Below are 22261 nucleotides of genomic sequence, written 5' to 3'. Positions count from 1 at the left end.
AGGTGGGGCCTCCAGTACGGCGTGGCAGGCGGTGCATCCGCGGGAAGAGGTGCGGCACGGCGCCGCACCGAGTGCGCTGTCGTCGCCCGATGCTACGCCCGGTCACTGTGCGTAGCCGGGTGTGGGCAGAACCGTGTCAGAACCATCGCTCCAGGACGAGCGCCAGACCGTCCTCCGCGTTGCTCGCGGTGACCTCGTCGGCGACCTCGAGGAGCGCCGGGTGCGCGTTGCCCATCGCGACGCCGTGGCCGGCCCAGCGCAGCATCTCCAGGTCGTTGGGCATGTCGCCGAAGGCCACCACGTCGGCGGCCGGGACGCCGTGCCGGCGCGCCACCTCGGCGAGACCCGTGGCCTTCGTGACCCCGTGCGGGGAGGCCTCCACGAGCCCGCGCGGGTGCGAGAACGTGAGGTCGGCCTCGTGACCGATCACCGGTGTGAGGGCAGCGACCATCGCGTCGCTGGACAGCCGCGGGTCGCGGATGAGCAGCTTCACCGCCGGTCGGCCCAGCAGCGCGGAACGGTCCGTGGTGAGCTGGTCGCGGTTGTCCCAGGCGTCGCGGTAACCCGGCTCGGCGACGAACGGCGCGCCGAGGTCCACCCGCTCGACCGCGAGCCCGCATCCCGGCAGGGTCTCCGCGGCCACCGCGGCGATCCGGGCGAGCGCGTCCGGGTCGAGCGTGCGGGCCCACAGCACGCGGTCGTCCCCGGCGTCGTAGAGCACGCTCCCGTTGGCGCACACGGCGAGCGAGGCGACGTCCAGCTGCGCCACGACGGGCGGGATCCACCGCGGCGGCCGCCCCGTGACCAGCACGAACCCGACCCCGGCCGCGACCAGCCGCTCGACCACCGCGAGCGCACGCGGCGAGACCCGGTCGTCGGGGTCGAGCAGCGTGCCGTCGACGTCGGTGGCGACGAGGCGGGGAGGTTGCACCGGACCAGACTACGTTTCGCCGGGTGTGGCCCCCGGTCTCGCGGCTTCAGAGGCGCACCGGCATCAGTAGCGAGACCGACGGCGGCGCCTCCGAGGTGATGGCCAGCGGCGCGATCGGGCCGTCGAGGCTCAGCAGGAGCTGCCCGCCGCCGCCCGCGTCCAGCGCCTCCAGCAGGAACCCGCGGTTCACCGCCACACCGGGGCCGTCGGTGACCCGGACGCCGTCCGGCCCGCCCTCCAGGACCGTCACCTCGTACTCGGTGCCGTCGCGGCGCACCCGGCGCGCCGGTGCCGCGGCCACCGCGGCACGCAGCGCGGCGCCGTCGACGGGCACCGGCCGGTCGTCGACGGGCAGCAGCCTGCGGTGGTCGGGGAACCGTTCCGCGATCGGCGCGCCGTGCAGGACCTCGGCACCGGCCACCACCCGTGCGGAGCCGCCCGCCACGGTGATCGAGACCGTCTCGGCCTGCGGGATCCGGTCGACGAGCCCCACCGGCAGGACGGCCTCCACCGGTGGGCCGTCGAACGCGACGACGGGCGCGGCCGCCGTCGCGAGCCGGTACCGGTCGGTGGCGACGAGCGTGAGGGCGTCCGGCGCGATGTCCAGGAGCACGCCTGACAGCACGGGGTGCTCCGGGTCGGAGCCGACGGCGAACCGGACGGCGCGCAGCGCGGCCCCCAGGTCGCAGCCGCGGACGGTGACGGTGGTGGACGGCACGGGATCCTCCTGTGCGACGAGGGACCGGACGGCGGAGAGCTCGCGGCGGGCGTCGACCAACCCCTGCTCCAGGCGGCGCAGGTGCCGGTCGAGCAGGGCGTCGACGGCGGCCGGATCGTGCCGGTGCGCCAGCACCTCCCGGATCCCGGCCAGCGGCATCCCGACGCGGCGCAACGACGCCACGAGCCGGGCGACCACCACCTGGTCCGGTGCGTAGTACCGGTAGCCGGAGGCCGGGTCGACGCGCGCCGGGGTCAGCACCCCGGCACCGTCGTAGAAGCGCAGCGCGCTGACCGAGAGACCGCTCTCGCGGGCCATCCGGCCGATCGTGCGCGCTACCCCGTTCGAGCTCTCCACGTCACCGACCCTCACGCCTCGACATGGTCGAGGGTCAAACGTCAGACGCGCACGACCTGAAGGCCGGCGACACCCTCGACCGGGCCGAAGTCGTCGTCCTGGGTCACGACCGCGAGGCCGCGGGATGCGGCGACCGCCGCGATCCAGAGGTCGTTGACGTTCACCCGGAGACCACTGCCGGCGACGTGCACTCGCATCCGCGCCCACGTCCGCGCCGCGGACTCATCGATGTCGATCAACTCGATGTCGCTCACCGCGTCGAGGGTGGCCAAGCGACGCGCTCGCACGTCGACATCCACAGCGGCCAGCACACCGGCCTGCAGTTCGGCGAGTGTCACGACGGACACCGCCGTCTCATCGGGGATCCGCTGCTCGTCGAGCGGCCTACCGCTCTCCAGCGCGATGAACACGCTCGTGTCCAGCAGACCTTTCACCGGATCGGCCCAAGGTCGTCGGTCGTGTCGCCCGCGAGCCGGGCCAGGTCGTCTCGCAGTCCTGGATCCGCCTGCGCCCGTCGGAGCCGGCTGACGAGCTCGTCGCGACGGATCCAGGATCGGCGGGACCGCTGCACCGGCACCAGCTCGGCCACCGGCCGGCCGTTGACGGTGACCGTGACGCGTTCCCCGGCCTCGACCCGGCGCAGGACGCCTGCCGTGTCGTTGCGGAGCTCACGCGAGGGAACGCTCGACATGCTACGACCGTAGCACTCGAGTGCACAACTGTAGCCTTGCGAGCCGGAGACGCGGATCCGGCAGGCCTCAGAGGATGGCGACCGCCACCACGAGCCCGAGTGCGAGGTGAGCCGCCGCGACGACGAAGGCCTGGGCCCGGAGGGTGTCAGCGGCGAGCACGGCGCCGATGTCGATGCCCGTGACCCACTCCAGGAGCCGCACGCCGCCGACCTGCGCCACGATCCCGACCAGGCCGAAGATCAGCGACGAGAGCAGGCCCTCGAGCAGGCCACCGCTCGATCCGTAGATCGCGACGACCACGATGAACGCCATGCTCACCATGCCCGCGGACGTGATCGCCACGGCGTTCGGGAGCCCGTCGCGGACCATCCGGTTGAGCTTCCCCGGAGTGGTGATGTCGACGGCGTAGAAGCCGAGCAGCATCAGCAGGACGCCGAGCACCGCGTACAGCAGGATCGCGCCGATGCCGCGGCCGATCACCTCGCCGAAACCCGGACCGATCTGGGCGAGCGTCACGAAAACCTCCATGAAGGGGAGCGTCAGGTTGCGGGGATGCGGTGGGGTACGAACGCCGCGCCGTCGTCGGTGACCAGCCCGACGGTCTCGCGGATGCCCAGTCCGGCCGCGGCGTCACCGACCACCCACGCACCCAGCGCGGGACGGTAGCCGTCGAACTCGGGGAGCGGATCGAAGAGCTGGTAGACGTACCCCTCCTCGCCGTACACACCACCCGTCTGGTGTTCCATCCCGGGCGCGACGATCGAGATGTTCGCGCCCTCGCGGCCCAGTCGCGGCTTGCGGACGTACTCGGTGAGGAGGCCCGGCTGGTCGAGGTAGGCGGGCAGCAGGTTGGGGTGCCCGGGGTACATCTCCCAGAGCACGGCGAGCAGCGCCTTGTTCGACAGCAGCGCCTTCCACAGCGGCTCGATCCACAGCGTCTCCGGGAGGCTGCGCGCGACGCTCTTGCCGAACTGGTCGGTGAGCGCCCACTCCCAGGGGTAGAGCTTGAACACAGCCGACATGGGCGCTTCTTCGAGGTCGACGAACCGGTCGAGCGCGGCATCCCAGCCGAGGTCCTCGATGGCGAGGCCGACCGTGTCCAGGCCGGCCTCGGCCGCCGTCTCCTGCAGGTAGCCGACGGTGACGTGGTCCTCGCCCGTGGTCTCGCTGCCCGACCAGGTGAAGTGGATCTCGCTGCTCGGCAGCCTGCCCTTGATCTCGGTCCAGCGCTCCACGAGCTTCTCGTGGAGGGAGTTCCACTGGTCGTCGGCGGGGTGCACGTCCTTCAGCCAGTACCACTGCAGCAGCGACGCCTCCAGCAGCGACGTGGGGGTGTCGGCGTTGTACTCCAGCAGCTTGGCCGGGCCGCCGCCGTCGTAGCGCAGGTCGAAGCGGCCGTACACGTGCGGGTCGCTCCGCTTCCAGGACGCCGCCACGGCCTCCCAGCACCACTCGGGGAGGGCGAAGTCGCGGTACCGCTCGGTGGTGACCACGTGGTCGACCGCCTCGAGGCACATCCCGTGGATCACCTCGACGTCGGCCTCGAGCGACAGGACCTCGTCCATCGAGAAGGTGTAGTGGACCGACTCGTCCCAGTACGGCCGTGGCCCACCGTCGGCGCCGCGGCCCGGGGTGTCGAAGACCATGCCCTGTTCGCGGACGATGCGCTCCCACCCCGGTCGCGGCTCGCCTGTGTGTCTCTCCACTAGGACCCGCTGCTCGACTTACCGCCGGAGACGCCCAGCCCACCCCGCGACACGCTGCTGCTGCCGGACGAGATGGTCTTGCCGGACGAGGTGGTGACGCGGGTGCCGTCCTTCGGCACCGTGGTGGTGCCGCCCTGCACGTGCTGGCCGACGGAGCCGCTGCCACCGTACGTGTAGTGGTACTGCCGGCCACCGCCACCGATGAAGATCGGGTAGAAGCCGCCGCCCCCGTAGTAGCCACCACTCGCGCTCGCGGGCGTGACGCAGTTGGAGTCCTCGACGATCACGCCGTCCTCACCGACGCACTGCGCCTGCACCTCTTCGTCGGGCTGGGCCACCGAGTACCCGATGGCGATCAGCGCGACCACGCCGACCGTGACACCGGCGCCGACCAGGATGCGCTTGCGCTTGCGCGCCGAGCGCTCCCGTTCCTCGGCCTCCTCGCGCTCGGCCTCCTCCGCGCGCCGGGCCGCTACCTCACGGGCGCGGCGCTCGGCCAGCGTGGGTTCACGCGGCGTGGTGGTCTCGTCCTGGTACCGCATCCGGCCGCGCGTGCTCTCCTCCGGTGCCGCTGCACCGTCTGGCTGCTCGTCCGGCTCGCCAGCACCATCGGTCCTCTCGTCGGGCACCGCTCCCATCCCCCCTTCGGCCGTGCTCCGGGCCGGTGACAGGTCCGTCCCGCGCGCCGAACCGTACCTGGATGCCACCCACCGGCAAACGCTGACGTTCGCAGCACGCCGACGACCGATGGTCGCGCAGATCCACCCCTCCCCCTGGACGTGACCCCAGGTAACGGCATGATGACGGCCGACATGGACCGACTGACCGCTCCCCACGGCCGGCCCCGGATGCCGCAGAACGCAGGTGCCCCACACCTGCGTCCCGCACGGCATCCGGGGGATGCGCCCACCGTCGTCGTGCCGAACGTCAACCGCCTCGCCGCCGCGCGGGCGGCGACGTACGGCGACGCCGGCCCGGCCCGCACCGGTCGCCACAGCGTCCCGGCCCCGTCCGCGCGGCCGGCGCCCCCACCGCCCCCACCGGCGCGCGCCCCCGAGCCGCGGCTGGTGCGGCGCATGGTCATCGGCATCCTCGTCGGCTCGCTCACCATGCTGGGTGTCGCCACGCTCGACTCGTTCGCCGGCGCCACGGTGCCCGTGCTGGGCACGCTCGCGGCGCTCCCCGCGGCTGCGGGCTCGGACGCGCACGAGGTGCCCCCGCCGCCCGCCACCCCGGGCACCTGCCTGATGTGGAGCCGCTCCGACGCCGCCGACACCGAGGTCGTCGACTGCGCGCAGTCACACCTGTTCGAGCAGGCCGGCTCGGTCACGCTCGCGAGCGACATGGCGCTGCCCGACGACCGGCAGTGGCGCCAACTGGTCAACGACCGGTGCGAGCCCGTGGTGGTCGAGTACCTGGGCGGCAAGTACGACCCGGACGGGCGCTTCCGCGTGGGCGCCCTCAAGCCCTCGGCGTCCAAGTGGGCGGACGGCGACCGCGAGCTCCGGTGCGGCGTGCAGAGCGCATCCCGGTCCGGCGCCCTCCTCCCGCTCACCGGCCGCGCCGCCGAGTCCGACCAGGCGTCCGTCCAGGATCCCGGCACCTGCCTCGCCATCGACGGCCGCACGATCGGCGACCCGGTCGACTGCGCGGGTCCACACGCCGTCGAGACCGTCGGGGTCGTCGACCTCTCCGAGAAGTTCTCCGAGGGCTTCCCGGCCGTCGGCGACCAGGACGCGTACCTGCAGTCGCAGTGCGCGGACGTCGCCGGCAAGTACGCGGGCGACGCCGACGCCATCTCGGACAAGGGCCTCACCGTCTACTGGGACAACCTCACCGAGGAGTCCTGGAGCGCCGGCAGCCGCAAGGTGAACTGCAACCTCGCGGCGCTCCTGCCGGACCGGAGCGGGTTCGCGCCCGTCACCGGCCCGGTGAAGGGTGACGTCGTGGTGGGCGACGAGCCGGCCCCGCCGGTCACCAGCGCCCCGGACTCGCCGAGCACTCCCGCACCGCCGACGGACGGCCCGCCCGCCGAGGAGGCCCCCTCGGCGACGCCCACCCCGGCACCCACCAGCGAGCCGGCCGACGGCAAGCCCGAGGAGCCCGAGCGCCCCACGGCCACGCCGACCGCCCCGAGCAAGCCGGAGGAGCCCGAGCGGCCCGAGGCACCCCAGCCCACCATCCTGCCGGCGACGCCCGCGGACGCAGCAGGGCAGTGACGTCGAGGGCGGCCCGGCCCTCGCGATGCGAGTATCCAGTCGTGGACATGACGCGGCGTCAGTTCGAGGAGCTCGTCTCGGACGCACTCGACACCATCCCGCCCGAACTCACGGCGGCCATGGACAACGCCGTGGTGCTGGTCGCCGACCGCCACGACACCGATGACGGTCTGCTGGGCCTCTACGAGGGTGTGGCGCTCACCGAGCGCACGTCGCAGTACGGCGGCGTGCTGCCCGACCGGATCACGATCTACCAGGACGCCATCCTCGACATCTGCGACGACGAGGACGACGTGGTGCACGAGGTCGCCGTGACCGTCGTGCACGAGGTGGCGCACCACTTCGGGATCGACGACGAGGCACTGCAGGAGCTCGGCTGGGGCTGAGCCCGGCCGTTCAGTCGGGCGCGCCGCCCGCGGTGACGTCCCCGGCGACGGGCGTCGCGCCGTCCCAGTGCTCGAGCGTCCAGCCGCCGTTCTCACCCGCCTCCTCGGTGCGGCGCAGCACCACCAGCCCGGCGTTGGGGAGGAAGCGCGTCTCCGCGGTGTCGCCGAGCAGGGCGGCCGCCGCGAGGCGGATGGCCGCCCCGTGGCTCACGAGCACGACGTCACCGACCGCGCCGTCGAGGATGCGGTCCAGCGTCGGCAGGAACCGGTCCCGGACGTCGTGGGCGGACTCACCGCCGGGGAGGCGGGCGTCCAGATCACCGGTCCACCACGCGTTGTAGACGCCCATGAAGGTTTCCAGGGCCACGCGGCCGGACCGGCCTTCGAGCTCGCCGCAGAACACCTCGTGCACACCCTCGGCCACCTGGACGTCCAGGCCGTGTGCCGCGGCCACGGGCGCCGCCGTCTGCTGCGTGCGTACCGCCACCGACGCGTACACCACCGTGACGGGATCGGCGGCGAGCCGCCCGCCGAGCGCGGCCGCCTGGGCGTGCCCGCGCTCGTTCAGCGGTGCGCCCGGCGGGCGGGTGTCGAGCACGTGCTGCGCGTTCGCCGCGGTCTCGCCGTGCCGCGCCATCACGAGGCGGACACCGTTCACGTCGCACCTCCCGCACGCAGCGAGTCGAGCCACTCCTGGGCCGCCGCGAACCGGGCGGCGTCCGCGCCCCCGATCGGCAGCGGGGACGTGCTGGGAGCCGCCGCCGAGACGCCGTTGGCGGCCCGCGGATAGGAGCCGAGGAACCGGACGCGGTCGCACCTGCGGTGCAGCGCGGCGAGCGCCTCCCCCATGGCCGGCTCGGTGACGTGGCCGGTGCAGTCGAGGTGGAACCAGTACTCGGCGTGCCGGTCCTTGATCGGCCGGGACTCGATGCGCGTGAGGTCGATACCGCGCACGGCGAGCTCCGTGAGCAGGCCGAGCAGTGCGCCCGGCCGGTTCTGCGTGGTGGCGGCGAGCGAGGTGCGGTCGTGCCCGCTGGGTGCCGGTGGCGGCCCGGGTGGGGACACGAGCGCGAACCGGGTGACCGCTCCCGCGTTGTCGGCGATGTCGTCGGCGAGGATCTCCAGACCGTGCTGCTCGGCCGCCAGCGGTGCGGAGACGGCCGCGTCGAACTCGCCCCTGGCCACCTGCGCGGCCGCCTCGGACGTCGACGCCGACATCAGCACCGCGGCATCCGGCAGCCGGGCGGAGATCCACTCCCGGGTCTGGGCGATGGCGTGCGGGTGGGACGCGACCGTGCGAACGTCCCCGAGCCCCGTGCCCGGCCGCGCCAGCAGCGCGAACCGGACCGGCAGCACGGCCTCCCGCACGATCACCAGCGGCGGGTCGACCACGAGGCCGTCGAGCACCGCGGGAACCGCGCCTTCCACCGAGTTCTCGATCGGGACGCAACCGAGGTCGGCGGAGCCGTCCCGCACGGCGGCCAGCACGGCAGGCGAGCCGGTGGAGGGGATGAGCTCGGCCCCGGTGGCCTCGGGCATCGACCGCAGTGCCTGCTCGGTGAAGGTGGCGCGCGGCCCGAGGAACGCAATGCGGGTCACGTCCCGACCCTACTGTGGGCCCGTGGGCAACCTGACGCTGGTGCTGGTGGCCGTGAACGCACCGATGGCGCGGGCCTGGCACGCGCTCGCGGAGGAGCGCGGCGACCTCGTCGTGCACGAGGGCTCGATCACCGATGTGGACGCCGACGCCGTGGTGAGCCCGGCCAACTCGCTCGGGATCATGGGCGGCGGTGTCGACGCCGTGTACGCCCGCTGGTTCCCGGGCATCTCCGACCGGGTCCGCGCGACGTCCGGAGGCGAGCTGCCGGTCGGCGCGGCCGTGATCGTGCCGACCGGCGTCGAGCGCCCGGCCTGGCTGGTGAGCGCGCCGACGATGAACCGGCCCGGTCAGCGGCTACCGCCGGACGGCGGGCCCGCCCGCGCCGCCGCCGGCGCGGTGCTGCGGCTCTGGCGCGACGGCGTCCTGCCCGACGGCACCCGGGTGCGCGACGCCGTACGCACGATCGCCCTGCCCGGCCTCGGCACGGGCGTGGGCGGGCTGTCCCCGGACGTCTGCGCCACCCAGGTCGGCGCGGCGTGGGACGAGGTCCTCGGCGCGGGGTGACCCGCTCCCCGGTGGAGCTGGGGACGCTGCGGGTCCTCGGGCGGCCGCTCTTCCACCGGAGCTGCTTGATCAGATGATCATGCCCGCGCCACCGGAGGCAGCCGACCAGGTACAGCCCGAGAACCCGGCGCCCGTGATGAGCCCCAGGCTGGGGATCACGCTCGACATCGACCTGATGCCGAGCACCACATGGGGCTCTTCAGGGCATCAGGACAGCAGGCCGAGCCCGGCGAGCTGCGTGGCCGGCACGGGTTCCGGCTCGGAGCCGCACCGCGACAGCAGCCCGCGCACGCCCTTGACGGCGCGCTCGGACAGGCCGCTGACCTCGCTCGCCAGCGCGGTGCCGTCGCTGGACTCGAGCGCCTCGCGGACGTCGCCGCCGCCCAGCGCCCGCGCGACGCCCACCAGCAGGTTGAGGATGCCGTGGCGCCGCGGGTCGTCGTCCTCGCCGCGCACGACCTGACGGAGCCCGAGCGTGGTGAAGGGCCGCCCGGTGTCGACGACCACGTGCAGGAACTCCTCGACCTCCGCGACCGACGGCACGTCGGAGGCGCGGGGGCCGCCGCAGCGCAGCTTCGGCGCGCATCCGTGCTCGGCGACGCGGCGCACGGCGCCCAGCCAGGCGCTGATGTCAGCGGGCTCGATGCCGGCGGGACGGCGCGGCTCGACCACCGCGACGACGTCCTCGGGCACGAACTCCGACACCCGCTCCAGCCAGATCGCATCGACGTCGGGGGGTGCCGCGGTCTCGACGGTGCGCGGCGTCAGCAAGCTCGAGCGCGAGAAGACCGTGGAGAGCGCCTTCGGCACGGCGCCGAGCCCGGTGTCGACCACGAGCGACACGTCGACCGGGCGCGACGGCACCGACCGGGCCAGCTCCTGCACCAGCGCGGGAAGCCGCGACACCGGGCAGACGAGCTGCCCGACGAGGCCGCCGTACCGGCCGTCACGTGCGCTCAGGTACCGCGATACGACGGCGTCCACACCGGGCGCCACCGACCGCGGCTGCAGCAGGCTGGTGTCGTCGACCAGCTGCGCGAAGAGCGGTGGGATGGCCCAGGGATCCGCACCGGCCGCCGTCGTCACGGTTCCAGACGCTAACGGGTGGGCTCCGGCCGCCTGAAAGCGGCCGTGCGTTCGCGCCCTGGACACCCGCCGAAGCAGGCTATAGCTTAGGCTCACCTAAGTCACGGAGGTGTCTCGTTGGGATCCACCCGGCCCCGCCGACCGCCCGCTCCGTCGGCCGCCGAGCGCGCCCGCAGCATCGCCGCCCGCGGCGGCACGGCGAGCCTCGTCGGCACCGGTGCCGCCCAGGCCGCACCGCTCGTGCACCACGTCCGCGCCGACGGCTCCGCGGTCCTGCTGCTGGACGACGACGAACCCGTGCTCACCGCCATCCGGAACGCGCCGGGCGGCGAGTTCGCGGCGATGCTCGAGATCACCGACCACGCCCCCGTCGAGCTCAGGGAACCGGTTCGCGGCCTGCTGTGGATCACCGGCCGGTTGCGTGCCCCGGAGCCCGACATCGCCCGGCGGATGGCGCTCCAGGTCGCCGACGTGCGCCCGCACGAGGACCTGCTGCGGCTGGGCCACGGCGCCACCCTCGTGCGCCTCGACCCCGGGTCGGCCGTGCTCTCCGACGCCGAGGGCACCGCCGCACTCACCCCCGTCGACCTCGCGGCCGCCTGGCCGGACCCGTTCTGCCGCTACGAGGGCCACTGGCTCGCCCACCTCGAGGAATCGCACCCGGACGTCCTCGACGTCCTGACGCGGCACCTGCCGCCGGCGCTGCGCGACCTGCGCGACGCGCGGCTGCGCCCGCTCGGCATGGACCGCTACGGCCTGCGCCTGCGCCTCGAGGCCCCCGGCCGCGACCACGACGTGCGGATCGCGTGGCCCGAGCAGGCCACGACCGTGGAGGAGCTGCGCAGGCAGATGCAGCACCTGATCGGGTGCCCGATGCGGCGGGGAGCCGACGTCGACCCGCTCGGCGGGAGTCGACCCGCTAGCTGACCGGCGAGCGGCCGGCGCGCACCCGGTGGGTGACCCGGCGCTCGGCCACGAACGAGGCCACCGGGATGGTGCCCGCCACGAGGATCAGCAGGGCGTCGAGCGGCTTCCACCGCCCGCGCTCGGCCAGGAGCAGCGTGCAGACGATGTAGATCATGTACAGGAAGCCGTGGGTGACGCCCACGATGGCCACCAGCTCGGGCCGGCCGAAGATGTACTTCATGGGCATCGCCACCAGCACGAGGACGAGCAGTCCGACGCCCGTGACCCAGGCGGCGATGCGGTAGGCGATCAGGGCGATCTCGATCGGCACGATGTCTCTCAGCGGTCGGGGTTGCGTGCGGCCAGATCGGCCAGCATCTGGTTGTAGGCGACGAGCTCGGGATCGTCGTCCGCCGACGGCGGTGCGGCGTCGCGCGGGCGCGGGCCGAACGGCGCCGGGGCGTCTGCGGGCGTGGCCGGGCGCGGCTCCGGAACGGACGGGGCCGCCGCCTGGACGGGCTGGGCCTCCTCGACGGGCGGCGCGGCCTCCTCCAGCTTCGCCGCCTCCATCCGCAGCATCCGCCACCACATCACGCCGAAGAACACGGCGAAGAGCGGCCACTGCAGCCCGTACCCGACGTTGAGCGCGCTGCCCATGGCGGACCCGGCGCGGTGCCACTGCCAGGCGGCGAGGAAGCCGCACGTGACCATGGCGCCGAGCGTGACCACGTGCCAGACCATCCACCTCGGAGAGAGGATCAGCCGCCGCACACCAAGCAGATTACCTGCTGGGTAGGGTCCGCGACCGTGCCCCGCTCGACCACCCTCCGGGACTGGATCTCCCCGCCGCCACCCGGAACACCCCCGCTGACCGACCCGCGGACCCGCCGGCTCGTCGGTCTGGAGGTGCTGGTCGTCCTGACGGTGACGCTGGGGCTGTCCGCCGTGCGCAGCGGTCTGGCCCTGCTCGACGCCGTGATGCAGCCGGTACCCCTCAACGAGCAGCAGGTGGCGCTGAACGCGCCGGCGGCGCAGCTCGGGCTCATCGACCTCGCGCTGCAGCTCACGCGCGTGCTCCAGCTCGTCGGCTGGGGCGCGCTGGGCGCCTACCTGCTGCTGCGCGCCGGCTTCGCGATGCGCGACGTCGGGCTCGACCGGCGCCGGCCGGGCCGCGACGCGCTGGGCTCGGCCGGTCTGGCCGCGCTGATCGGCGTGCCCGGCCTGGGCCTGTACCTGTTCGCGCGGGCGATCGGGGTGAGCGTGACGATCGCGCCCACCACGCTCGACGACACCTGGTGGCGGGTGCCGGTGCTGCTGATGTCCGCCGCCGCGAACAGCTGGGCCGAGGAGGTGGTGATGGTCGCCTACCTGATCACGCGGCTGCGCCAGCTCGGCTGGTCGGAGAACGGGTCGCTGCTCGCCCAGGCCGTGCTGCGCGGCGGCTACCACCTCTACCAGGGGCTCGGCGGGTTCATCGGGAACATCGTCATGGGGCTGGTGTTCGGCCGGGTGTGGCAGCGCACCAACCGCCTGTGGATGCTGGTCGGCGGCCACGCCTTGATCGACATCGTGGCCTTCGTCGGCTACGCCGCCCTCTCCGGCCGTGTCGCCTGGCTCCCGTGAGGCTCACACACCAACTTCGGCGCCGGCACACCAACTGCAGTTGCTGTGCGGACGCGCATGTTGGTGTGCGAGCGGCTAGCGCAGGGTGATCTGCTTGCCGGCCAGGGCGTCGCGGGCGCGGCGCTCGGCATCGGTGAAGGGGGCGTTCTCGGCGAGCGCGGCCTCCAGGCGTTCCGCGAAGGCGGCCACCGGCTCGCTCCACTCCTTTGCGTGCAGCTCGCGGTCGAGGTCCCACACGGGCACGAGCAGGCCGTGCGCCCGGAACGACCCGGCGTACCGGGCGTCCTCGGCGAGCGCCAGCTCACCCCGGGCCTGCAACCGGGCCAGCGCCGCCAACAGGGCCTCCTCCGGCTCCGGGCGCACCCACCGCAGGTGGGCCTTCGAACCGGTGTCCACCCAGTAGGCGGCCCGGACACCCGGTGCCGGTACCGGCTCGGTCGGCATGATCGCCTTGTTGGCGCGTTCCAGGGACGCGGTGACGTCGGAGCCGGGCTCCGAGCCGTCCTCGGCCGGGGGGATCCACCAGCCGAAGTCCGCGTGCACGGTGACGTCGAGCGTGGCCTCCGGGTCGAGCACGTCCTGCAGGCGCACCAGCTCTCCGGTGACCCCGGGGCCGACGACCGGCAGCGCCGTTCCCGGTTCGGCCGCCTGCGCCCAGCGCAGGGCCTTCGCCAGGTCGGCCGACAGGTCGCCGGAGTGCGCCTGCACCTGCATACCGATGAGGATCGAGCCGTCCGGACGCACGAGGGCCGCGGCGGCGCCCGGCAGCACGGTGGCGAGCGTGGCCGGGGCGTCGCCGGGCTCGCGCAGCGGCAGCGGCGCCGTGGCCGACGGCAGGAACTCGCGCATCGCGACCAGGTCGCACTCCGCCGCGAGACCCTCGAACGGCCGGATGACGATGACGTCGTCACCGGCGCCGTGGCACGCCTTGTACCGCTTGCCCGAACCGCAGGGACAGGGGCGGCGGGGGTTCTCACCCGCGGGCGCCGCCGTCTTGGCACGTGTCTTCTTGGCCATGGTGCCGAAGACGCTAGTACCCCCCGCCGGGAGCCCGACACGTACCTCGCCGGCGCGGAGCAGGATGGTACCGCCATGACCCCATTCGATCCGGGTGATCCGGACTTCCTCGCCGACCCCTACCCGACCTTCGCCGCGCTGCGCGCGCAGCGCCAGGTGCACGAGCACCCGCTGCTGGGGATCCCGGTCGCGGTGTCGCACGCGGCGTGCTCCGAGGTGCTGCGCGGGCGTGACCTCGGCCGGATCTGGGTGGACGCCCAGCCGGCCGCGGAGTTCGCCGCCTTCAACCTGCTGCACCGCAACTCGCTGCTCGAACGCGAGGGCCCACCGCACGACCGGCTGCGCCGGCTGGTGGCGGGCGCCTTCAACCGTGGCCACACGGCCCGGCTGGAGCCGCGGGTCCGGGCGCTCGCCGACGGGCTCGTCGGCCGGCTCGCCGAGCGGGTCCGCGTCGACGGCAGCGCCGACCTGATGGCGGGCGTCGCGGCCGTTCTGCCGGTGGAGGTGATCGCCGAGCTGCTCGGCGTGCCGGAGCCGGAGCGTTCGGCGCTGCGCGGCTGGTCCAACACGATCGTCACGATGTACGAGCCGGACCCCGGCCGGGTCCGGCGCGCGGCGGCCGAGCGGGCGGCGGCCGAGTTCGTCGAGGCGCTGCGCGGGCTCGCCGCCCATCGCCGCCGGCACCCGGGCGACGACCTCGTCACCGACCTGCTCGACGCCGACCTGGGCGCCGACGAGCTGGTCGGCACGGCCGCTCTGCTGCTCATGGCGGGCCACGAGGCCACGGTCAACGTGATCGGGAACGGGGTGCTCGCCCTGCTGCGCCACCCCGGGCAGTGGCGCCGGCTGGTCGCCGATCCCGGTCTCGACGCGACCGCGGTCGAGGAGCTCATCCGCTACGACCCGCCCCTGCAGCTGTTCGAGCGCACGGCGGTGGCGGACACGGTCGTGGCCGGCCATCCGGTGCCGGCCGGCACGAAGATCGCCGCCCTGCTCGGCGCCGCTGCCCGGGACGCGGCGGTGTTCTCCCGCCCGGACGATCTCGACGTGGGCCGGCGGCCGAACCCGCACCTCGGGTTCGGGGCGGGCGTGCACTACTGCCTCGGCGCCCCGCTCGCGCGCGTGGAGGTCGCCGCCACGCTGGACGCGCTGCGCCGCGCGCTGCCGGGCATGCGCCTCGCGGCCGAGCCGCCGCGGCGGCCGGACTTCGTCATGCGTGGGCTGCGGGAGCTGCGGCTGGCGACGTGACGCGCATCAGCACCTCGCGCCTGCGGGGCGCGACGGGGGCGAGCAGCCGGGTGATCCGGAGCACCAGCCGCGCCGTGACGCCGGCGGTGACCGCCGCGAGCAGGTCGAGCACGGCGTGCAGCACGACGCCGTCGGCGCGGGCCTGCACGCCGTCGCGCAGCGACCACAGCAGCACGACCACGGTGAGCACGACGCTCGCCGCCCACAGCCCCCACCAGACGAGCACCAGCCGCGACGGCCGCGGCCGCCGCTGCACCGGCAGCCCGATGGCGCTGTGCTCGATCTCGGCGAGCACGGACCCGGGTATCGAGAGGTTCAGCCCGGGCACCAGCCAGCCGAGCACGATCATGCGTGTGGACCGGGACGGCCGGACCCGTGCCCGGTCGGCCGCCGCCTGTGCGGCGCGCACGGTCCACAGCACCATCAGCACGCCGACCACCAGGCTCAGGATGGGGGCGACGGTGCCGGCGGACGCGACGAGCGCGTCCGAGGCCGCCACGGACTCGGCCGTGAGCGCGCCCTCCCGGCTGTCCAGCAGGAGGACGTACCGCCACACCTCGGCGCCCGCGGCGAGCAGTGCCACCGCGGCCGTGGCCCACAGCAACGGCACCAGCGAGCCCACGACGGACCGCGCGGCGGTCAGGGGGTCCGGGCGCTCCTGCTCCGGCTCCGGGGGCTTCCACGGGCCGAGCGGGAACCCCCAGCGGGGGAGCAGGCGGTACCGCGGCGGCCCGGTGTAGCGGGTGCGCACGGATACCGGCCGGGCCGGCGTGGCGCCGGGTGGAGGCTCGGCCACCCAGCGCAGGGCGGCCAGGTAGCGGCCGCAGAACGGGCAGAACGGCCCACCACCGGCCGGGGCGCGACGCCCGCAGCGCGGGCAGGGCGGGCCGGTGGCGGTCTCCTCCGCTCCGGGAACCGGTGGCTGCACTGGGGATCGCCGTCCTAGACGATCTGCGGTTGGGTGCCGCCGTCGGCGACCACCTCGCGGCCCTGCCGGGCCCACGCCTGCATCCCGCCCTCGACGTTGACCGCCGGGTAGCCCTGCCCGGACAGGTAGGCGACCACGCGGGCGGAGCGGCCGCCGGAGCGGCAGACGACGTAGAGCGGGTCGGCGTCGGGCAGTTCGTCCATCCGGGAGGTGAGCTCGGACATCGGCAGGTGGGTGGCGCCGGGCGCGTGGCCCGCGACCCACTCGTCGGACTCGCGGACGTCGAGCAGAGCGGCGTCGGGCGGCAGTTGCTCCACCGCCATCGCCGGGACGGCTGGACCGGTCATGCCCTCAATCCTCGCACGCGGGGACGTCACAACCCGGTGACCGCAGCACCTACCCACCCCGCCGGCTCACCGTCCCCGGCGGCGCCCGGCCGCGTGGGCCGGGCGCCGCCGTGGTGCGTTCGGGTCAGTGCGAGACGGCCTTCTCGGATCCGGCACCCGTGAGCGACCGGACCTCCATCTCGGCGTACTTGCCCTCCTCGACGGGCTGCCGACCGCCCACGTAGGTGCCGACGACGCCCAGGACGAACGAGAGCGGGATCGACACCAGGCCGGGGTTGGCCAGCGGGAACAGGTCGAAGTCCGCGTTCGGGATCATCGACGTCGCCTTGCCGGAGACGGCGGGCGAGAAGATGATCAGCAGGACGCAGGACCCCAGGCCGCCGTAGATGCTCCACAGCGCGCCGGTGGTGTTGAACTTCTTCCAGAACAGCGAGTAGAGGATCGTCGGCAGGTTCGCCGACGCGGCCACCGCGAACGCGAGCGCCACCAGGAACGCGATGTTCTGGTTGCGGGCCAGCACGCCGGCCGCGATGGCCAGGATGCCCACCACGACCGCCGTGATGCGGGCCACCCGCACCTCGGCGTCCGGCGCGGTCTGACCCTTCTTGATGACGTTCGCGTACAGGTCGTGCGCGAACGAGGCGGACGCCGCGATCGTCAGGCCGGCCACGACCGCGAGGATCGTGGCGAACGCGATCGCCGAGATGATCCCGAGCAGAACCACGCCGCCCAGCTCGTAGGCGAGCAGCGGTGCGGCCGAGTTGGTGCCCCCGGGCGCGCTGCTGATCGTCTGTGCGCCACCGGGCACCAGCGCACCCGCCCCGTAGCCCAGCACCAGCGAGAACAGGTAGAACAGGCCGATCAGCCAGATCGCCCACACCACGGAGCGACGTGCCTCCTTGGCGCTGGGCACCGTGTAGAAGCGCATCAGGATGTGCGGCAGGCCCGCCGTACCGAGCACGAGCGCGAGCGACAGCGAGATGAAGTCGATCTTCGAGAGCGCGGTGGCGCCGTAGGCGAGCCCCGGGTTGAGCAGCTTGTCGCCGAGCTCCTTGGTGGTGCCCGACGAGCTGGTGACCGACGGGTTGGCGTCGACGGCCTGGCCGAGCAGTGCCGAGAGGTTGAACCCGAACTTCCCCAGGACCCAGATCGTGATCACCGCGGCGCCGATCATCAGCAGCGTCGCCTTGATGATCTGCACCCAGGTGGTGCCCTTCATCCCGCCGACGAGCACGTAGGTGATCATCAGGGCCCCGACGATGGCGATGACGATGCCCTGCCCGACGACGTTGTCGTTGTCGATCCCGAGCAGCAGCGTGATGAGCGCGCCCGCACCGGCCATCTGCGCGAGCAGGTAGAAGAACGACACCACCAGCGTGGACGTCGCCGACGCGGCGCGCACCGGGCGCTGCCGCATCCGGAAGCTCAGCACGTCGCCCATCGTGAACTTGCCGGTGTTGCGCAACAGTTCGGCCACCAGCAGCAGCGCCACCAGCCACGCCACCAGGAAACCGATCGAGTAGAGGAACCCGTCGTAGCCGTTCACCGCGATCGCACCGGCGATACCGAGGAACGACGCGGCCGACAGGTAGTCACCCGCGATCGCCACGCCGTTCTGCGGACCCGTGAACGCGCGGCCCGCCGCGTAGTAGTCCGACGCGGTCCGGTTGTTCCCGCTGGCGCGGAACACCACGACCAGCGTCACCACGACGAACGCGGCGAAGATGCTGATGTTCAGTAGCGGGCTGCCGACGCCACCGGACGCGGAAGCCTGGGCGAGAACGGTCACGAAGCACCTTCGATCTGCTCACGGATCTTCTCGGCGGCCGGGTCGAGGTGCCGGTTCGCATAGCTCACGTAGGCCGTGGTGATCGCGAACGTGGTCACGAACTGCAGGAGACCGATGATCAGACCAATGTTGATGTTGCCGAATACCTTGATCGACATGAATGCCGGCGCGTACGACGCCAGCAGCACGTAGATCAGGTACCAGACGAGGAAGGCGGCGCTCATCGGGAAGACGAACCGCCGGAGCTTCCTACGCAGCTCAGCGAATTCCGGAGTGGCTTGCATCTGTTCGTAGATCGTGCCGCCTGTCGATCGCTCGCCTGTGGCGCTCACGGCGTAGTCTCCGTTCCTCTTCCGTCGGCGCACTGCATCGTCGCCGCGCCTCCCGGGACACAACGGGGCGAACGATAGTTGAGTCACACTCCCGGTCTGGAATACTCCACTTGGGTGATGGCGGGCGTCGTGCAACTGTCGCGACAAGCTCGGGACCAACGGGGCGACAATGGGACGAGCGGTCGACGAACGGTTGACCAGCGGTGCCGACTCGGACGTACCGGACCGAAACACCGACCGCGACCGATCCCGATCTTCAGGCCCGAACGGCTCACCAGGTCGGCCGCTGGCGATCCTCGAGACGGTCCCGGCTCAGGCCGAGCCGCTCGGGTGCGTGCAGCCGCAGGAGTACCTGGTCGGCGTCCACCGGGCGTTGCCGGGCGGTCATCCTGCTCACCACGATCATCGTGGCGAACGCCGCCGGCACCGTGGCGAGCGCAGGCCGGTAGAGCAGCACACCCAGCGGGCCGGACTCGGCGAACCCGGCGAGGCTCAGGGCAACCGCGCCCGCCGAGCCGATCCCACCGACCAGCACGCCCGCGACGCCACCCGCCGCGGTGAGGCCGCGCCACCAGATGCCGAGCACCAGCAGCGGGCAGAACGTCGACGCAGCCACCGCGAACACCAGCGCGACGGCTTCGGAGAAGTCCAGCCGCGTGACGCCCACCGCCAACCCGAGCGGCACCGCACCGGCGACCACGGCCGCCAGGCGGAAGTCACGCACCCGGCTGCTGCCGATGAGGTCGCTGGACAGCACGCCGGCGACGCTCACGACCAGCCCGGACGAGGTGGACAGGAACGCGGCCCACGCGCCGGCCGCCACCAGCCCGCCCAGCAGGGCCCCGGCCAGCCCGCTGCCGAGCACGGCGGACGGCAGCAGCAGCACGGCCGCGTCGGTGTCACCGTTGACGAGCAGTTGCGGCGTGTAGAGCCGCGACAGCGCGCCGAGCAGCGTGACCGCCAGGTAGAAGCAGCCGAGGAGCGCTAGCACGAACACCGCGCTGCGGCGGGCCGCCCGCCCGTCCGGGTTGGTGTAGAAGCGCACGAGCACGTGCGGCAGGCCCATCGTGCCGAGGAACAGCGCAATGATCAGCGAGTACGTGGCGAGCAGGCCGTGCTCACGCCCCTCCGGGAACGGCGCGAGCCACGTGGCGTCCGACGCCGGCGCCCCCGCCACGATCGGCACCGCCGCGCCGGCCGGGAACTCCAGCTGCGCCCCCTCCGCGACCGTGTGCAGCCCGGTCTCCCAGCGGACGGGCCCGTCGACGACCTGCCGGCCGTCGACCACACCGGTGGCGGTGAACTCGACCGGCTCCGCCACCTGCAGCTCCACGTCGGTGCGGATGTCGACCGTCGCGTGGTCGGGGAACTGCGGCGGGGCCGGCCGGTCGAAGGTGAGATCGTCGCTGAGGAAGAAGATCGACGCGATGATCGCGGGAAGCGCCAGCGCGGTGAGCTTGATCCAGTATTGGAACGCCTGCACGAACGTGATCGACCGCATTCCGCCGAGCACGACCGTGGCAACGACGATGAGGGCCGCCAATGCGGCGCCCGTCCAGCCCGGCAGCCCCGTGACCGTCGTGACGGTGAGGCCCGCCCCCTGCAGCTGGGGAAGCAGGTACAGCCAGCCGATGATGACGACGAACACCGCGCAGACCCGGCGCAGCACGCCGGACCGCAGCCGGAACTCCGCGAAGTCGGGCACCGTGTAGGCGCCGGAGCGGCGCAGCGGGGCCGCCACGAACAGCACCAGTGCCAGGTAGCCGGCGGTGTAGCCGACGGGGTACCAGAGCGCGTCCACACCGTCGCGCAGGATGAGGCCCGCGATGCCGAGGAAGGACGCGGCGGACAGGTACTCCCCCGAGATCGCCCCCGCGTTGACCATCGGGCCGACCGTGCGCGACGCCACGAAGAAGTCCGACGTGCTGCGCGCCACCCGCACCCCGAGCGACCCGATCACGGCCGACGCCACCGCCACGAGGCCGATGGCCGCGATGGCGATGATGCCGGTCGTCGTCACGGGAAACACTATGTCAACGCGGTGCCCATGCCACCACTACACCTTCGTCGGTCATCGCCTCTGAGCGGGTGGGTCGAACCGGTCCCGGGAGAGGCCGAGCTGCTCCGGAGCGTGCAGGATCATCAGGGACCGGTCGACGTCGCGCGGGATCGAGGTGCGGGTGAACCGGCTCACCAGGATCATCGTGAGGAACGCGGCGGGCACGGTGACTGCGGCCGGGCGGTAGAGCAGCACCCCGACCCACCCCTGCGGCACCACCGCGAACAGCGACACCATGACGGACACGGCGGAAAGGCAGCCGCCGACGAGCACGCCGGCGATCGCGCCTGCCGAGGTGAGGCCCCGCCACCAGATGCCGAGCACGAGCAGCGGGCAGAACGTCGCGGCGGCCACCGCGAAGACCAGCGGCACGGTCAGCGCGAAGTCCAGCCGCGTCACGCCCAGGGCGAGCGCCAGCGGCACGACGACCGAGAGCCCGGCGGCCAGCCGGAAGTCGGTCCACCGTCCCCTCAGCACGTCGGTGAACAGCACTCCGGCCAGGCTGACGACGAGCCCGGACGACGTCGACAGGAACGCGGCCGCGGCGCCGGCAGCCACCAGCCCGCCCAGCACCCAGCCCGCCCACCCCTGACCGAGCACCGCGGTCGGCACGAGCAGCACGGCCGCGTCCGTGTCGCCGCTCACCAGGAGCTGGGGTGTGTAGAGGCGGGTGAGCGCGCCCAGCAGCGTGACGAGCACGTAGAACACACCGATCATGCCGAGCACGATCACCGTCGTGCGGCGGGCGGCGGTTCCGTCCGGGTTCGTGTAGAAGCGCACCAGCACATGGGGTAGGCCCATCGTGCCGAGGAAGCCGGCGATGAGGACCGAGTAGATCGACAGCAGCTGGTCGGCGGCACCGCCCGTCATCGGTTCGAGCCACTGGCGGTCGGTGGTGGGCGAGCCGTCGACGGTGGGCACGGCCGAACCCGCCGTGAACCTCAGCGTCGTGCCCTCGTCCACCTCGTACCGCCCGGCCGGCCACGTGGTGTCACCCCGCACCCGGCTGCCGTTCACGCCGCCGTCGACCCACACCTGCACCGGCTCCGTCACGTCGAGCACGACGTCGGTGCGCACGTCCACGGTCATGTCCTGCACGAACTGCGGGGACGTCGGCCGGTCGAAGCTGCGGGTGTCGTTCATGAACATGCCGCCCACCACGAGGGCGGGCACGAGGAGGGCCGTGAGCTTGAGCCAGTACTGGAACGCCTGCACGAACGTGATCGAGCGCATCCCGCCGCCGACGACGGTGAGCAGCACGACGACGCCCGCCCCGGCGATCCCGCTCCAGGCGGGCAGGCCGGTGAGCGTGGTGAGCGCGAGGCCGGCGCCCTGCAGCTGCGGCAGCAGGTACAGCCAACCGATCATCAGCACGAACACCGTGCACAGCCGGCGCAGTGCCGGGGACGCGAGGCGCAGCTCGGCGAAGTCCGGCACCGTGTGAGCGCCGGAGCGGCGCAGCGGGGCCGCCACGAACAGCAGCAGGGCGAGGTATCCCGCGACGAAGGCGGCCGGGTACCAGAGCGCGTCGGCGCCTTCCCGCAGGATCAGGCCCGCGATGCCCAGGAACGATGCCGCCGACAGGTACTCCCCGGAGATGGCACCCGCGTTGGCCACCGGCCCGACGGTGCGCGACGCCACCAGGAAGTCCGACGTGCTGCGCGCCATGCGGACGCCGTACGAGCCGATCAGCGCCGAGGCGAGCCCGACCAGCCCGATCGCGCAGAGCGCTACGAGAGCAGGGGTGGGCACC

Annotated in this window: 25 protein-coding genes; 6 read left to right on the top strand and 19 right to left on the bottom strand. The window is 73.2% G+C overall.

Translation table 11 applies throughout. From position 1 onward, the window contains the following. Window positions 1-136: 136 nt before the first annotated feature. The 7 genes from ACU436_RS19280 to ACU436_RS19250 form a co-directional block, all read right to left on the bottom strand. Window positions 137-931, bottom strand: a complete 795-nt coding sequence (locus tag ACU436_RS19280; RefSeq protein ID WP_459027165.1) for an HAD family hydrolase — start codon at window positions 929-931, stop codon at window positions 137-139. A gap of 46 nt (window positions 932-977) precedes the next feature. Beyond that, complete coding sequence (locus tag ACU436_RS19275) at window positions 978-2021, bottom strand: MerR family transcriptional regulator (RefSeq protein ID WP_459027163.1); 1044 nt, start codon at window positions 2019-2021, stop codon at window positions 978-980. Between the two features lie 26 nt (window positions 2022-2047). Beyond that, window positions 2048-2440: a PIN domain-containing protein gene (locus ACU436_RS19270; RefSeq protein WP_459027161.1), complete on the bottom strand. Its 393-nt coding sequence runs from the start codon at window positions 2438-2440 to the stop codon at window positions 2048-2050. Next, window positions 2437-2697 carry a type II toxin-antitoxin system Phd/YefM family antitoxin gene (locus ACU436_RS19265; RefSeq protein ID WP_459027159.1) on the bottom strand — a complete coding sequence of 87 codons (261 nt, stop codon included), beginning with the start codon at window positions 2695-2697 and terminating at the stop codon, window positions 2437-2439. Before ACU436_RS19265 ends, ACU436_RS19270 begins: the two co-directional genes overlap by 4 nt. Window positions 2698-2764: 67 nt before the next feature. Then, a complete protein-coding gene (locus ACU436_RS19260; protein WP_459027157.1) occupies window positions 2765-3226 on the bottom strand; it encodes a DUF350 domain-containing protein in 462 nt (153 codons plus the stop codon). A gap of 11 nt (window positions 3227-3237) precedes the next feature. Continuing rightward, on the bottom strand, window positions 3238-4404 hold the full coding sequence (locus ACU436_RS19255) for a glutathionylspermidine synthase family protein (RefSeq protein ID WP_459027155.1): 1167 nt from the start codon (window positions 4402-4404) through the stop codon (window positions 3238-3240). Continuing rightward, the gene (locus ACU436_RS19250) at window positions 4404-5033 is read right to left on the bottom strand and encodes a hypothetical protein (RefSeq protein ID WP_459027154.1); all 630 of its coding nucleotides are present in this window, start codon (window positions 5031-5033) and stop codon (window positions 4404-4406) included. The genes ACU436_RS19255 and ACU436_RS19250 overlap by 1 nt, the downstream gene beginning before the upstream one ends. Before the next feature lie 183 nt (window positions 5034-5216). Between ACU436_RS19250 and ACU436_RS19245 the strand changes: the two genes are divergently transcribed. Then, window positions 5217-6623: a septum formation family protein gene (locus ACU436_RS19245; RefSeq protein WP_459027152.1), complete on the top strand. Its 1407-nt coding sequence runs from the start codon at window positions 5217-5219 to the stop codon at window positions 6621-6623. A 47-nt stretch (window positions 6624-6670) separates the two neighbouring features. Beyond that, a complete protein-coding gene (locus ACU436_RS19240; RefSeq protein WP_459027151.1) occupies window positions 6671-7009 on the top strand; it encodes a metallopeptidase family protein in 339 nt (112 codons plus the stop codon). Window positions 7010-7019: 10 nt separating this feature from the next. On the opposite strand, the gene ACU436_RS19235 is transcribed toward ACU436_RS19240, so the two are convergent. After that, window positions 7020-7667, bottom strand: a complete 648-nt coding sequence (locus tag ACU436_RS19235) for a histidine phosphatase family protein (protein ID WP_459027149.1) — start codon at window positions 7665-7667, stop codon at window positions 7020-7022. Next, window positions 7664-8608 carry a prephenate dehydratase gene (gene pheA, locus ACU436_RS19230; RefSeq protein WP_459027148.1) on the bottom strand — a complete coding sequence of 315 codons (945 nt, stop codon included), beginning with the start codon at window positions 8606-8608 and terminating at the stop codon, window positions 7664-7666. Before pheA ends, ACU436_RS19235 begins: the two co-directional genes overlap by 4 nt. Window positions 8609-8630: 22 nt before the next feature. Between pheA and ACU436_RS19225 the strand changes: the two genes are divergently transcribed. Next, entirely contained in the window at window positions 8631-9173 is a 543-nt protein-coding gene (locus ACU436_RS19225; RefSeq protein WP_459027146.1) for a macro domain-containing protein, read from the top strand. 207 nt (window positions 9174-9380) lie between these two features. On the opposite strand, the gene ACU436_RS19220 is transcribed toward ACU436_RS19225, so the two are convergent. Next, complete coding sequence (locus ACU436_RS19220) at window positions 9381-10259, bottom strand: hypothetical protein (protein ID WP_459027144.1); 879 nt, start codon at window positions 10257-10259, stop codon at window positions 9381-9383. Between the two features lie 117 nt (window positions 10260-10376). On the opposite strand from ACU436_RS19220, the gene ACU436_RS19215 reads away from it, so the two are divergent. Next, window positions 10377-11186: a DUF2470 domain-containing protein gene (locus ACU436_RS19215; protein WP_459027142.1), complete on the top strand. Its 810-nt coding sequence runs from the start codon at window positions 10377-10379 to the stop codon at window positions 11184-11186. On the opposite strand, the gene ACU436_RS19210 is transcribed toward ACU436_RS19215, so the two are convergent. Together ACU436_RS19210 and ACU436_RS19205 are read right to left on the bottom strand one after the other, a co-directional pair. After that, window positions 11179-11496, bottom strand: a complete 318-nt coding sequence (locus ACU436_RS19210) for a DUF3817 domain-containing protein (protein WP_459027141.1) — start codon at window positions 11494-11496, stop codon at window positions 11179-11181. The genes ACU436_RS19215 and ACU436_RS19210 overlap by 8 nt on opposite strands. A gap of 8 nt (window positions 11497-11504) precedes the next feature. Continuing rightward, a complete protein-coding gene (locus ACU436_RS19205; protein ID WP_459027140.1) occupies window positions 11505-11936 on the bottom strand; it encodes a hypothetical protein in 432 nt (143 codons plus the stop codon). Window positions 11937-11972: 36 nt separating this feature from the next. Between ACU436_RS19205 and ACU436_RS19200 the strand changes: the two genes are divergently transcribed. Then, the gene (locus ACU436_RS19200; RefSeq protein ID WP_459027138.1) at window positions 11973-12788 is read left to right on the top strand and encodes a CPBP family intramembrane glutamic endopeptidase; all 816 of its coding nucleotides are present in this window, start codon (window positions 11973-11975) and stop codon (window positions 12786-12788) included. A 75-nt stretch (window positions 12789-12863) separates the two neighbouring features. Here the strand turns inward: ACU436_RS19200 and ACU436_RS19195 are convergent, their stop codons facing one another. Next, window positions 12864-13805 carry a DUF5926 family protein gene (locus ACU436_RS19195; protein WP_459027136.1) on the bottom strand — a complete coding sequence of 314 codons (942 nt, stop codon included), beginning with the start codon at window positions 13803-13805 and terminating at the stop codon, window positions 12864-12866. Between the two features lie 75 nt (window positions 13806-13880). Here ACU436_RS19195 and ACU436_RS19190 point away from each other — a divergent pair, with 75 nt between their 5' ends. Next, window positions 13881-15053: a cytochrome P450 gene (locus tag ACU436_RS19190; RefSeq protein WP_459027134.1), complete on the top strand. Its 1173-nt coding sequence runs from the start codon at window positions 13881-13883 to the stop codon at window positions 15051-15053. On the opposite strand, the gene ACU436_RS19185 is transcribed toward ACU436_RS19190, so the two are convergent. The 6 genes from ACU436_RS19185 to ACU436_RS19160 form a co-directional block, all read right to left on the bottom strand. Further along, window positions 15016-15981 (bottom strand): DUF4328 domain-containing protein, encoded by a 966-nt coding sequence (locus tag ACU436_RS19185; RefSeq protein WP_459027132.1) that lies wholly within the window; start codon window positions 15979-15981, stop codon window positions 15016-15018. The two genes, ACU436_RS19190 and ACU436_RS19185, sit on opposite strands and share 38 nt — an antisense overlap. A 14-nt stretch (window positions 15982-15995) precedes the next feature. Beyond that, window positions 15996-16328, bottom strand: coding sequence for a rhodanese-like domain-containing protein (locus ACU436_RS19180; RefSeq protein ID WP_459027130.1), 333 nt, complete (start codon window positions 16326-16328; stop codon window positions 15996-15998). A 124-nt stretch (window positions 16329-16452) separates the two neighbouring features. Next, window positions 16453-18117 (bottom strand): solute symporter family protein, encoded by a 1665-nt coding sequence (locus ACU436_RS19175; RefSeq protein WP_459027128.1) that lies wholly within the window; start codon window positions 18115-18117, stop codon window positions 16453-16455. Continuing rightward, the gene (locus ACU436_RS19170; protein ID WP_459028143.1) at window positions 18114-18401 is read right to left on the bottom strand and encodes a DUF485 domain-containing protein; all 288 of its coding nucleotides are present in this window, start codon (window positions 18399-18401) and stop codon (window positions 18114-18116) included. Before ACU436_RS19170 ends, ACU436_RS19175 begins: the two co-directional genes overlap by 4 nt. Before the next feature lie 319 nt (window positions 18402-18720). Next, a complete protein-coding gene (locus tag ACU436_RS19165; RefSeq protein WP_459027126.1) occupies window positions 18721-20469 on the bottom strand; it encodes a sodium/solute symporter in 1749 nt (582 codons plus the stop codon). A 51-nt stretch (window positions 20470-20520) separates the two neighbouring features. After that, window positions 20521-22260, bottom strand: coding sequence for a sodium/solute symporter (locus ACU436_RS19160; protein ID WP_459027124.1), 1740 nt, complete (start codon window positions 22258-22260; stop codon window positions 20521-20523). Between the last annotated feature and the right edge of the window lies 1 nt (window position 22261).

It is taken from the genome of Pseudonocardia wallangbongensis (assembly GCF_054486945.1).
This window is presented reverse-complemented; position numbering and strand designations above follow the sequence as displayed.

What these genes read in the sequence shown, in the direction of transcription:
- ACU436_RS19180 (WP_459027130.1), bottom strand. Translation starts at nt 16,328, where the DNA reads ATGACCGGTCCAGCCGTCCCGGCGATGGCGGTGGAGCAACTGCCGCCC.
- ACU436_RS19190 (WP_459027134.1), top strand. Translation starts at nt 13,881, where the DNA reads ATGACCCCATTCGATCCGGGTGATCCGGACTTCCTCGCCGACCCCTAC.
- ACU436_RS19170 (WP_459028143.1), bottom strand. Translation starts at nt 18,401, where the DNA reads ATGCAAGCCACTCCGGAATTCGCTGAGCTGCGTAGGAAGCTCCGGCGG.
- ACU436_RS19195 (WP_459027136.1), bottom strand. Translation starts at nt 13,805, where the DNA reads ATGGCCAAGAAGACACGTGCCAAGACGGCGGCGCCCGCGGGTGAGAAC.
- ACU436_RS19240 (WP_459027151.1), top strand. Translation starts at nt 6,671, where the DNA reads ATGACGCGGCGTCAGTTCGAGGAGCTCGTCTCGGACGCACTCGACACC.
- ACU436_RS19245 (WP_459027152.1), top strand. Translation starts at nt 5,217, where the DNA reads ATGGACCGACTGACCGCTCCCCACGGCCGGCCCCGGATGCCGCAGAAC.
- ACU436_RS19260 (WP_459027157.1), bottom strand. Translation starts at nt 3,226, where the DNA reads ATGGAGGTTTTCGTGACGCTCGCCCAGATCGGTCCGGGTTTCGGCGAG.
- ACU436_RS19265 (WP_459027159.1), bottom strand. Translation starts at nt 2,697, where the DNA reads ATGTCGAGCGTTCCCTCGCGTGAGCTCCGCAACGACACGGCAGGCGTC.